Source organism: Shewanella sp. Koi 1 (assembly GCF_052907445.1).
Genome location: NZ_JBREJM010000001.1, coordinates 2,509,201 through 2,521,808, shown reverse-complemented (window position 1 = coordinate 2,521,808; position 12,608 = coordinate 2,509,201). Strand labels below are relative to the sequence as shown.

Here is a 12,608-nt window from a genome sequence, read left to right as displayed (position 1 = left end):
ATGTCGATGCGGGTAACAGGAATAGGTAAATGATTGAAGCAGACAGACTGATCCAGCCGCAGCTGCAAGGTCAAGATGATGTTATCGACAGGGCCATGCGCCCTAAATTGCTCGATGAATATACTGGGCAGGATGATACGCGTGCCCAATTAAAAGTGTTTATTCAAGCGGCAAAGAATCGCGAAGAAGCCTTAGACCATATGTTGATCTACGGCCCACCGGGGTTAGGTAAAACCACCTTAGCCATGATCGTGGCTAATGAAATGGGGGTGAATATCAAATCGACGTCGGGGCCAGTGCTCGAGAAAGCCGGTGACTTGGCGGCGCTGCTCACCAATCTTGAGGCGGGGGATGTGCTTTTTATCGATGAAATTCACCGCTTAAGTCCTGTCGTCGAAGAAATTCTGTATCCTGCGATGGAAGACTATCAGCTGGATATTATGATTGGTGAGGGGCCTGCTGCACGCTCAATTAAGTTGGACCTACCGCCTTTTACCTTAGTGGGGGCGACCACGCGGGCAGGGGCGTTAACCTCTCCGCTAAGGGCACGTTTTGGCATTCCACTTCGGCTCGAGTTTTATAATGTTAAAGATTTAAGCACCATTGTGACCCGTTCGGCGCAGGTGATGGGATTGGCCATTGATAGTGAAGGGGCTTCCGAAATTGCCAAACGCTCACGGGGAACACCGAGGATCGCAAATCGTTTACTGCGCCGAGTGCGGGATTATGCGGAAGTGAAACACGACGGCGCTGTAACGCAAAAAGTCGCGGAGCAAGCGCTTGATTTGCTCGATGTCGATGGCGAAGGTTTCGATTATATGGATCGAAAACTGCTGCTTGCCATTATCGATAAGTTTATGGGAGGCCCTGTAGGGCTTGATAACCTCGCGGCGGCTATTGGTGAGGAGCGTGAAACCATTGAAGATGTATTGGAGCCTTTCCTTATCCAACAAGGCTTTATCCAAAGAACGCCACGCGGTCGCATTGCCACAACCCGAGCCTATCTGCATTTTGGCATGATAAAACCAGAGTAACATCCAAGAAGGATGACCTTGTTAACAAAAAGCGGCCTTGGCCGCTTTTTGTTTTTACCGATTTTATTATTGTCCTTTTTGTCACCAGATAACTTTGTCGCTAGAACGAACCACATCTAAATCATCAAGATGAATATTATTTAATGAATGGCGGTTTCACTTAATTGACTATGACGCAGACTAGTCATTGGAGTGCTGTTTTTATTTAAGTTTATTCGGTTAAATAATAATCTTATTTTGTTTATAAATAATGTTTAATCTAATGAATTAACAATAATAAAACAAATGTATTTATATGTTGAGTTGAAACAACTCGAAATGACATTTGTATTGTTTATAAAAACAGCATTCAGAGTAGGGTGGTTCAACGCTTTCTTATTCCGTAGATGCTGTTTATTTCCGCTTTTTAACCCTTATCTCATCCTAAAGCACCTCATATTTATGCTTGTTCCAAATTGGCGATGAATTGTTGCATTTGTGTGTATTGCACACTTGCGGTGCATAAAAATCACAATTTATTCATTTTGTATCAGTGTGCGCTGTGAAATCCCTGATTTTTACACGATTCCTTCTGTTGCAATGATTACCAATATGCATATTTCTTCATAATTAATCGACACATTATTCTGTGCGTCAGATAGTTGCTCACTGAAAAAGTGTGACACATATCACACTTCTGGGGTTGTCACATGTTTATTAAATGTTATTTTTTTAACAGTTTTAATCGCTGTTAATTACTGGGTTATACGGTTTTTAATGCTGTAAATAGAAGTGAATTAGCATTCAAGGTTGTAATTAAACAAATATTTTACAATAAGGGGTGAAATAATAAACAAAATAGTTTTTAAGGTTAAAAAAATGAATATTGACTGAATGAAAGTGAATCCTCAGTATCAAGCGCAACAGTCGTACAGCAAATTGTTGTACAAGCTGTAAGCATAAAAATAATAGTAAGATCTAGGGAGCATTCATTCATGATCAAAAGAACCAAAGTTGCGTCGGCTATTAATTTAGCTGTCGTTAGCTCAATTGCTGCTGGTACCTTTGTAGCATCAAGCGCATTTGCAGCTGAAGAAACTGCAAAAGTTGAGCGTATTGAAGTCACGGGTTCACGTATTCAACGTCAAGATATGGAAACAGCTTCTCCTGTTACCGTTATTGATGCTGCTGCAATCAAAGCCGAAGGCTTTACCTCTGTAGACCAAATGCTACAAGTTCAAACTTCAATGGCAGGTGCTGCGATTGGTTCAACCACAAACAACGGTGCTGACGGTGTTGCACAAGTTGACTTACGTGGTATGGGCTCGCAACGTACTCTCGTGCTATTAAACGGCCGTCGCATGGTGAACTCTGGTTCAGGTGCTGACAGTGCTGTGGATTTAAACTCTATCCCAGTTGCTATGATCGCTCGCGTTGAAATCCTGAAAGACGGCGCTTCAGCGGTATACGGTTCTGATGCGATTGCCGGTGTAGTGAACATCATCACTAAGAAAGATTTCGATGGTTTCCAATTAGACTTCAACGGCAGCGGTACCGATAAAGGTGACGGTCAAAACGGTGATGTGAGTGCACTGTATGGCTTTAACACCGATGGTGGTAACTACACTTTTGGTGCAGCTTACTCAGATCGTCGTGGTGTGATCCAAGGTGACCGTAGCTGGACTGAGCCAGGTGCAAGTTCATTCATCCCAACAGGTTCGTTAGGTGGTAAAGTTCAAGACGCTAACGGCAACTGGGTTGACCGTACTTATGGCTATGACTTTACACAAGATAGCTACTACCAAACGCCAAGCGAGCGTCGTAGTTTGTTCGCAAACATGACTCAAGAGTTAGGTAACGATGTGGTATTAACTGCTGACGCTATCTACACTAACCGTCGTTCTAATCAGCAAATGGCCGCCCAACCTGCAGACATTATGCTGAACGTATGTGGTGACCCACATGTGCCAGCTGGTGAGCCTTGTGTCACTTTAGACAGCGCAATGACTGCTGCTGGCATCAAAGCTGACGACAAAGGTTTAGTAAACTACCGTCGCCGTACCAATGACGTAGGTCCACGTATCTATACTCAAGATACTGACACTTGGCGCTTATCTGGTGGTTTAGCGGGTACTTTAGATGTACATACTGGTATGAACTGGGATGTCACTTACACCTACGGTAAAAACCAAGCTAAAACTGCTGTAGAAAACTCAATTAATGCTTCTGATATGGCAACCTCAATCTATGCAAGTCCAGATGCATGGTTCAGTGGTGCACCATTAACTCAGCAAATGATCAATGACATTAGCTACACAGAAGAAGCGAAAGGCGGTAACGAGCAACAAACACTGTCTGCTGGTCTGAACGGTGAGTTATTCGACCTGAGCGCTGGTGCGGTAGGTTTCGCTATCGGTGCTGAATACCGTCGTGAAAGTGGTTTCTACACGCCAGACGAAGTGGTTATCGCAGGTGAGAGTACTTCTGCTCAACAAGATCCAACTGATGGTAACTACAACGTTATCTCTATCTTCCAAGAAGTTAGCGTACCATTCACCGAAAAACTAACGGGTGAATTTGCTCTGCGCTTAGACGATTACTCAACTTTCGGTAAAGCAACTACTTGGAAAATCGGTTTAACTTACAATGCCACTGACGAGCTGATGGTTCGTACCGTAGCTGCAACAGGTTTCCGTGCTCCAAGCGTAGCTGAGCTATATGGTGGTAACTCTGGTTCATACGACTACTTAGATGATCCATGGGGTAACGCTCAAGATCCACAAATCTTAGTAAACCGTACTTCAGATCCAGATTTGAAACCTGAAGAGTCAGAGTCTTACACTGCTGGTTTAGTGTACTCACCAAGCTACCTCGATGGTATGTCAGTGACACTTGACTACTGGCGCTTCAAAGTAGACAACGCCATTGCGCGTATGGATACTCAAGCTGGTTTAGATGCTTGTTATGCTGGTGACCAAACAGCTTGTGAAACTTTCAATATCGGCCCTAATGGCGATTTGGATAACTTAACCAACGCGTTAACTAACGTAGGTTCACAAGACACTAGCGGTATCGACTTCAACTTAGCCTACAACTTCGAGTTAATTGGCTTAGATTGGAAAGTCGTTAACGATACCACTTACTTAGTGAAGTTTGAGCAGGATGGTGAAAACTATACTGGCACCATCGATGGTAACTTCGGTGCATATGCTCGCGTACGTAACAACTTCAGCATCTCTGCTGGTCAAGACGATTGGAGCGTAATGTACTTCAACCGTTATATCGGCGACATGCGTGACCTGAGCGAAGGTAACAAAGTGGGTGATATCCTGTATCACAACATTTCTGGTACTTACCATATCAATGATATGGCAACTGTAAGCTTAGGCGTGAAGAACTTTACCGATGAAAAACCATTGACCGTATCTAACGGTAGTGATGGCGGTACTGTTCCAGAAGTTTACGATACTATCGGCCGTACTATTTACGGTGGTGTAACTGTTAAGTTCTAATATTAACTAGAACTCACCCTAAAAAAGCGCCTTCGGGCGCTTTTTTGTTTTGGTGCAAAAGGTTACAAGTGGTTATCTATTGCTGCCAACTTGATCACAATTAAGCTAAAACTGATTTTTAATCATCTTCTAATGCTAGAGACATATTTTTAGTTATGGTAACATAAATGATATTGATTCTCGTTTGGTGTTTAGGGATGAGTAAAATACTGTTAGTCGATGATGATCCATTATTCAGAGTTTGGTTAACTGAGGCGCTGAAAACACAGGGACATGAGGTTGAATGTGCCGTAAATGGCATTGAAGGGCTGAAACGGATCCGCAGCTTTATGCCCGACATTATTATGCTCGATCTGGTGATGCCACAAATGGATGGTTTTTCGCTATTAGAGGCGAGAGAGTGTATGACGCCGATAATGATGCTATCTGCCCGTGACAACGAGGAAGATAGGATCAGAAGTTATGAGCTTGGTGCGGATGATTTTCTAACTAAACCTTTTAGCATTAAAGAGTTGCTAGTGCGTTTGCATGCTCTAGAGCGGCGATTGACTCCCCGTCCCATGGCGCAAATGGCAATTGAGCAGGCGACTGCTCAGCCAGTCAAATTCGATGAAGCCGCCTATAGGATCACCATAGGTAAAAATGCCGTGGAACTGACGCAAACCGAGTTTAGGCTGTTTAAATATCTGTTCGAACGTAAAGGGCAAGTGATCACTAAGCAGGAATTGCAAAAATCGGTGTTGCAGAAGGACTTAGGCCGATTCGACCGTAATTTAGATATGCATATCAGTAACACGCGGCGCAAACTGGCAAATACCCGTTTACCGCGGACATTAATCAACACGGTCCGTGGCCAAGGATACAGTTTTTCCGCTTGATGTGTAGTGAAAGGCTAACAAACTTGGCACTGATGAATTACAGCGCGACTGCTGGCTTCTTAGGCAATTTTAGTCGCTTTCATTTTCCCCTGACACGGATTTGGTTTATTCTAACGGGCATTAAAGTAGATGTGCATTTAACATCATTACCCTCACATGAATAACCAAGTAGGAATCATTATGCGGATCAGTGCCAATTTTGATGGCGGAAATATCCAAGTCATTAATCTTGATAATAAAGACGATATTCAACTGGCAATCCGTCCCGATGCGGGCGGTGAGTTTTATCAATGGTTCAACTTCCGATTCGAAGGTGAGGTGGGTAATCAATACACCTTGAATATCATCAATGCGGGCACTGCTTCCTATCCTAAGGGCTGGCAAGATTATCATGCGGTCGCTAGTTACGATCGCCAACATTGGTTCCGTGTGCCAACCCAATATATCGACGGCAAACTGAGCATTCAGTTAGCGCTTGATTGTGATGCGATTCAAATCGCATACTTTGCGCCCTACAGCTATGAGCGTCATTTAGATCTGCTCAGCAACGCACAATTGCATCCCGATGTTAATCTTGAGCATTTAGGCCTGACCTTAGATGGCCGTGATATCACCCTGATGAAAGTGGGCGATGGCAATCCTGATAAACGCAATATTTGGATCACCGCAAGGCAACATCCCGGTGAAACCATGGCGGAATGGTTAGTCGAAGGCTTAGTGAATCGTTTGCTGGATAATGATTGTCCAACGGCAAAAGCGTTGCTCGATAAAGCAAATTTTTACATTGTGCCTAACATGAACCCGGATGGCAGCGTAAGAGGTCATCTGCGTACCAATGCGATTGGGGTTAACCTTAACCGTGAATGGCAAACCCCGAGCTTAGAAAGAAGCCCTGAGGTCTACCATGTAGTGCATAAGATGCAGCAAACGGGCGTAGATTTATTTTACGATGTCCATGGTGATGAAGGTCTGCCCTATGTATTCCTCGCGGGTTGTGAGGGTGTGCCAGCTTACAATGAGCGATTGGCACAGCTGCAAGCTGACTTTAGTCAGGCATTAACCTTAGCCAGTGCCGATTTCCAAACCGAGTTTGGTTACGCTAAAGACGAACCTGGTCAAGCCAACTTGACCGTGGCCTCTAATTGGGTAGCGCAAACTTTCGATTGCTTATCAAACACCTTAGAAATGCCTTTTAAAGACAACAACAATCTGCAGGATCCATTTGTGGGTTGGTCACCAGAGCGCAGTATTTATTTAGGCGAAGCGTCATTGATTGCCATGCTCGCCGTGGTTGATAAGTTAAGATAGGTGCGACTATGGCATTAATCGAATGTCCAATCTGCCGTAAACGGATGTCGAGCAAAGCGCCAGCTTGCCCGCATTGTGAGGCAAAAACCAATGGTGACAATAGCTCGCTCGCTCGGATCAGTCATATCCAAAAATCCAGCAGCTTAATGAACCAAAGCTTTGTCGCCATGACGCTGTTTATTGCGGGGGTGGTGATTTGGTTTTGGGGCGGAGAGCCCGCCGAAGGCTTACGCGCGACCATTGGCGCCATCTGTTTTGTCTTTGGTTTTGTGGGCTATTTAATTACCCGCGTTAGAATCGTATTACATAAGCGAAAGAGTGTATGACCGACATTAATCAAGTAATCGACCAAATGCCCGAAGAAGTCTATGAAAGGCTGCGTAGCGCCGCTGAATTAGGCAAATGGGAAGATGGCACTGTATTGACTGAAGCCCAGCGTGAATCGACTCTTCAAGTGGTGATGCTCTATCAGGCGCGCCGCTTAGATCAAACGGAGCATTTCACCATAGCTGCCGGTGGAAAATTAAATGAGCTGTCGAAGGCGGAGTTGAAGAAACAATTCCGTGGCGAGTCGATTGCCGAGTTTAAAGCTGACGAACTGTAATAACAGACATTGATGCTTAAACAACAAAAAGCCCACGAATGTGGGCTTTTTCATGCGCAGCGTTGCGATATTTAGTCGGGGCTGAGCTCACCAACCAAGTTTTGCAACATGGCCGTTTTAATTTCGCTCGGCTTTAGGTTTTTTGATAGCAGATAATGCAACTTAGCCAGTGCAGCCTCAATGGTCATGTCTGCACCACTGATCACCCCCGCTTTGGCGAGGGCATTGCCCGTAGCGTAACCGCCCATATTCACTTTGCCTTGGAAACATTGAGTTAGGTTTACCAACACAATTCCACGTTCATCCGCTTGCTTTAGAGTATCGAGTAATGCTTTATCTTGCGGTGCATTGCCCACGCCAAAGGTCAGTAAAATGAGCGCCTTAACGGGTTGCTGCAGAATGTTCTTAAAAATTAGCGTCGAAATGCCAGGATAGAGAGTCACCACACCGACGGGCTGCGGGCTGATATTAGCGACTTCTAACGGTTTATCGCTTGGGGTGGCAATTTTACCTGCACGCAGATTAATTTTGATCCCCGCTTCAAGCAGTAAGGGGAAGTTTGGCGAGGCAAAGGCATCAAAGCCATCGGCGTGGGCTTTGGTGGAGCGATTGCCACGGAATAGTTTGTTATTAAAGAATAAACACACTTCCGCCACTGGATAATTAGCGGCGATATACAAAGAGTTGAGCAGGTTGGTTTGACCGTCGGATCTCAGCTGTGCCAAAGGAATTTGTGAGCCAGTGACAATAACAGGCTTTGACAGGCCTTGAAGCATAAAGGATAGGGCCGATGCGGTGTAGGCCATGGTATCTGTGCCGTGGAGGATCACAAAGCCATCGTACTTATCGTAATTGGCCTTGATATCATCGGCGATCATTTGCCAGTCGGTCGGAGCCATGTTTGATGAGTCGATGAGCGGGCAGTACTCGTGGATCACAAACTCAGGCATTTCGTCATGGTAGAACTCGGGCATGGATTGGACGCATTGGGTCAAAAAGCCTGCCACCGGAGCAAAACCATTCGCGGTTTTTTGCATGCCTATGGTGCCGCCCGTATAGGCGACGTAAATGGAGCGTTTAGTCATTCTTGTCGTTATCTTAGCTGCAAGTGAGCTAATTATACGATTTTGCAGGCATAAACCCAATAAAAAAGCCCGAAGTATCGGGCTTTTGTGTCTTTCATCTTGAGTCTGCGTTAGTTGATAGCACAGCTGTCACAATACACATACACATGGTTAGGATCGTTAAAGGCCGCGATGGTCTTTAAGCTGCCCGTCCATTGCGCCAGCATTTGCTCAAGCAGTGTTGAATGGCTGAGAGACGCGGGTAAGTAGGCCGAAACTGAGGCAAACATTTGCTGTACAAAACGCTGCTCAGGCGTGAGCTCTTGCTCAATCACACGGGTATCGAACAGGCTTAAATCCGCAAGTTTAGCGGCTTTGGCGACTGCTTGGTCGATATCGCCAAGCTCATCCACTAAACCTAACTCTAGGGCTTTTTTACCACTCCATACACGGCCTTGGGCGATGCTATCCACCTGCTCTAAGGTCATTTTACGTTCCTTAGCGACCAGTGAGATAAAGTCTAAGTAGCCACGCTCGATATGGCGCTGGATAACCGATTCGATTTGTGGCGAGAGGGTGCGAGTCACAGACAAACCAGCCCATTCTGAGGTGGATACGCCATCGGTATGGATACCTAAGCTGGCGAGTGAATCTTCGAAAGTAGTGATCATCCCAAAGATCCCGATAGAGCCCGTCAGCGTGGTTGGGGTTGCGAAGATATAATCGGCGCTGGCCGAAATCCAATAGCCACCGGACGCCGCAAGGCTACCCATACTCACCACCACAGGTTTACCCGCCGCTTTGAGGGCAAGTATTTCTTGGCGGATTTGCTCCGAAGCAAAGGCGCTACCACCAGGGCTGTCGACTCGAAGAACGAGCGCTTTGATATGCTTATCAAATCGCGCCTTACGTAATAATTCTGCCGTGCTATCGCCACCGATTTGGCCGGCGGGTTGGCTGCCATTTAAAATAGTGCCGCTAGCAACGATAATGCCGACACTGTCTTGTTCAACGAAGCTTGGCAGAGGTGTCACTAAGGTTAAATAGTCGTAGAAGCTGACTTGTTTAAAGCTGTCACCCGACTTCTCTTTACCCACGGTATCGAGCATGACTTTACGGAACTCTTCATCGGTCGCTAGGGTATCGACCCATTTCATATTGATGGCCATAGTGGCGGAGTCACCTTCGGCCTTATCGAGTTGCGCGAGGTAATTTGCCGAGTCGAGCACTAAGGTATTGGCATCGATTTGGCGATTTTGTGCCACAGTTTGAGTGTAACTCTGCCATACATCGGCGAGTAGGGCGCTACTGGCTTCTTTGGCCGCATCCGACATATCGTCACGCATGTATGGTTCTACTGCGGATTTAAAGGTGCCGACGCGGAAAATGTGTGCCTTTATTTTGAGCTTCTCAAGGGCAGACTTGAAGTATTGGTTATACATACTTAAGCCATCGAGGGAGACGCTGCCTTGGGGATTGAGGTAAATGGTATCGGCAAAGCTGGCAAGAAAGTATTGGTTTTGCTCGTAGTTGTTTCCAATTGCCACCACCTTTTTTCCGCTTTCTTTGAAACGATTTAGGGCATCGCCAATGGATTCTAATTTGCTGATGCCTGCGCGTTTCAGCTCGGCCAAATCTAAGACTATGGTGCTGATCCTGTTATCGTGCGTCGCGTTATCAATCACATAGATAATATCTGCCAGCAGGATTTCGCCATCGCTACTGCCATTATTGCCTTGTTTAAGTGCGGCTTCAATCGGATCGACCTGCTGTTTTTGATCGACAATCGAACCCGCCAGATTAAGCACCAATGCTGAGTTATCTTCGACCTGAATATCTTCACTGCTGCCAATGGTAATGAGGATGATGGCGAGGAAGCCAAAAAAAATCAGGTTGAGTATGAATTTACGGATCCCGTTAAGGGTGTTCCATATAAATAAACATATTCTCTTGAAAAACGATGGGTTAGCGGACATTAGCCACTCCTTTGCTTATCGAATGTGCCAATGCTAACTGAAAATCCCTTCACTGGCTAAACACAATTGTAAAGGATTTTAACTTTTAACCCCCTAGCAACAGTTGAGCTTACATTTGACTCAAGGTATGCTCATTTAAATCACTTGTTTAAAAAGGATGTTTGAATGTCGTTTCCCCATTTATTAGAACCCTTAGATCTGGGTTTCACCCAGCTCAAAAATCGTGTGTTAATGGGCTCCATGCACACGGGTTTAGAAGAAGAAAAGGGCGGATTTGAGAAACTGGCAGCGTTTTATAAAGAGCGCGCGTTAGGCGGCGTCGGTTTAATTGTCACCGGCGGTATCTCACCCAACCTACGTGGTCGCTTGACTCCCCATGCGTGTCAGCTGAGTTTCCCCTGGCAAGTAGGTAAACACCGCATTGTGACTCAAGCGGTGCACGAGGCTGGCGGTAAGATCTGTATGCAAATCCTGCATGCGGGGCGCTATGGTTACCATCCTTTTTCGCAGGCGCCGAGTAAAATCAAGTCGCCTATCACTCCCTTTACCCCTTCGGCCATGTCGAGCCGCCAAGTCCGCGCCACCATTAAGGATTACGCCAGTTCAGCCGCTTTAGCGAAAAGAGCGGGATACGATGGCGTTGAAGTGATGGGCTCTGAGGGGTATTTGATTAACCAATTTATCAGTTCGCGAACCAATACGCGTAACGATGAATGGGGCGGCAGTTTTGAAAAACGCGCGCAATTCCCGATAGAGATTGTGAATGCGATTCGCGCCAAAGTGGGCAAAGACTTTATCATCATCTTCCGCTTATCCATGCTCGACTTAGTCGATAACGGCTCTACTTGGGATGAAGTCGTGCAACTGGCTAAGTGGCTCGAGCATGCGGGGGTGTCGATTATCAATACTGGGATTGGCTGGCATGAGGCCCGTGTGCCAACCATTGCGACCAGCGTGCCCCGCGGCGCCTTTGCTTGGGTGACAGAAAAGCTTAAAAAATCGGTTTCAGTGCCTCTGATTGCCACAAACCGTATCAATACGCCAGAGATTGGCGAGCAAATCATTGCCTCTGGTCAAGCGGATATGGTGTCAATGGCGCGGCCGTTTTTGGCCGATCCTGAATTTGTGAATAAAGCGGCGGCTAACACACCAGAGCTTATCAATACCTGTATCGGCTGTAATCAGGCCTGCTTGGACCATACTTTCTCTCTGAAACGTGCCACCTGCTTGGTCAACCCCCGTGCCTGTTATGAGACCGAAATTAACTTCTTACCTACCCATAACAAGAAGCGTATCGCAGTGATGGGCGCAGGCCCCGCTGGGATGGCATTCTCTGTGTATGCGGCGATGCGCGGCCATGAAGTGGTGCTCTTTGAGGCCAAATCCGAGGTGGGTGGACAGTTTAATCTGGCACGTAAAATCCCCGGAAAAGAAGAGTTTAACGAGACAATTCGTTATTTCCTCAATCAAATCAAACTGCATAAAATTGATTTGCGCTTAAATACCCGTTTAGATGCTAAGGTACTGGAAACTGAAACGTTTGATGAAATCGTTATCGCCTCCGGCGTGGTACCGCGCGAGTTAAGCTTGCCAGGTTTTGATAGTCCCAAGGTGGTGGATTATCAACAGGTACTGACGGGCCAAGCCTCGATTGGCGACAAAGTGGCCCTCATTGGTGCCGGCGGTATCGGCTTTGATATGGCGCATTACCTCTGCGAATCTGAGTCGAGCACCCTCAATCCTGAAAAATGGTTAAAGCAGTGGGGTATAGACAAGCAATATCAGCATGCGGGTGGGTTAGCCGAGCCTGAAGTCGATAATAGCGATCATAGACAAGTCTATCTGTTACAACGTAAGACCTCTAAGATGGGTCAAGGCTTAGGTAAAACCACCGGCTGGATCCACCGTTTAGTGCTAAAACAGCATGATGTGAAGATGAAAACCGGCGTCAGCTATGACAAGTTTAACGATGCGGGCCTACATATCCGCGTTGGCGAGCAAACCGAAGTGTTGGCCGTGGATAATGTTATCCTCTGCGCCGGACAAGAATCTAACCGCACCTTAGTCGATGAGATGAAAGCAACGGGCATTCCTGTGCACTTGATTGGCGGTGTCGATGTGGCCGCCGAGCTCGATGCAAAACGTGCCATTCGTCAAGGTGCTGAGCTTGCCATGCGATTGTAGTTTTTTGTATTAAAAATAAGTTGCACTTATTTGAACTCAACTACTTATTATCGAAAGATGGCATTTTCT

The 12,608-nt window shown here is 46.2% G+C and carries 9 protein-coding genes; 7 read left to right on the top strand and 2 right to left on the bottom strand.

Annotation, left to right across the window (positions count from 1 at the left end; all coding sequences use genetic code 11):
* Positions 1-29 precede the first annotated feature (29 nt).
* The 6 genes from ruvB (at position 30) to ACUZ8J_RS11070 (ending at position 7,315) form a co-directional block, all read left to right on the top strand.
* Positions 30-1,034 carry a Holliday junction branch migration DNA helicase RuvB gene (ruvB, locus tag ACUZ8J_RS11095; protein WP_109285964.1) on the top strand — a complete coding sequence of 335 codons (1,005 nt, stop codon included), beginning with the start codon at positions 30-32 and terminating at the stop codon, positions 1,032-1,034.
* A 974-nt stretch (positions 1,035-2,008) separates the two neighbouring features.
* Positions 2,009-4,525 (top strand): TonB-dependent receptor plug domain-containing protein, encoded by a 2,517-nt coding sequence (locus ACUZ8J_RS11090; RefSeq protein WP_446693851.1) that lies wholly within the window; start codon positions 2,009-2,011, stop codon positions 4,523-4,525.
* Positions 4,526-4,722: 197 nt separating this feature from the next.
* A complete protein-coding gene (locus ACUZ8J_RS11085; RefSeq protein WP_446693850.1) occupies positions 4,723-5,403 on the top strand; it encodes a response regulator transcription factor in 681 nt (226 codons plus the stop codon).
* Positions 5,404-5,583: 180 nt separating this feature from the next.
* Positions 5,584-6,711, top strand: coding sequence for a M14 family metallopeptidase (locus tag ACUZ8J_RS11080; protein WP_011716955.1), 1,128 nt, complete (start codon positions 5,584-5,586; stop codon positions 6,709-6,711).
* An 8-nt stretch (positions 6,712-6,719) separates the two neighbouring features.
* Positions 6,720-7,037 (top strand): hypothetical protein, encoded by a 318-nt coding sequence (locus ACUZ8J_RS11075; protein ID WP_039977219.1) that lies wholly within the window; start codon positions 6,720-6,722, stop codon positions 7,035-7,037.
* Positions 7,034-7,315: a YeaC family protein gene (locus ACUZ8J_RS11070; RefSeq protein WP_011716957.1), complete on the top strand. Its 282-nt coding sequence runs from the start codon at positions 7,034-7,036 to the stop codon at positions 7,313-7,315. Before ACUZ8J_RS11075 ends, ACUZ8J_RS11070 begins: the two co-directional genes overlap by 4 nt.
* A gap of 71 nt (positions 7,316-7,386) precedes the next feature.
* Here ACUZ8J_RS11070 and ansA read toward each other — a convergent pair whose 3' ends face one another.
* Both ansA and sppA read right to left on the bottom strand, forming a co-directional pair.
* Complete coding sequence (gene ansA / locus ACUZ8J_RS11065; protein WP_446693849.1) at positions 7,387-8,400, bottom strand: asparaginase; 1,014 nt, start codon at positions 8,398-8,400, stop codon at positions 7,387-7,389.
* Between the two features lie 110 nt (positions 8,401-8,510).
* Positions 8,511-10,355, bottom strand: a complete 1,845-nt coding sequence (gene sppA, locus ACUZ8J_RS11060) for a signal peptide peptidase SppA (RefSeq protein ID WP_446693848.1) — start codon at positions 10,353-10,355, stop codon at positions 8,511-8,513.
* A 165-nt stretch (positions 10,356-10,520) separates the two neighbouring features.
* Between sppA and ACUZ8J_RS11055 the strand changes: the two genes are divergently transcribed.
* Complete coding sequence (locus tag ACUZ8J_RS11055) at positions 10,521-12,539, top strand: oxidoreductase (protein ID WP_446693847.1); 2,019 nt, start codon at positions 10,521-10,523, stop codon at positions 12,537-12,539.
* Positions 12,540-12,608 lie beyond the last annotated feature (69 nt).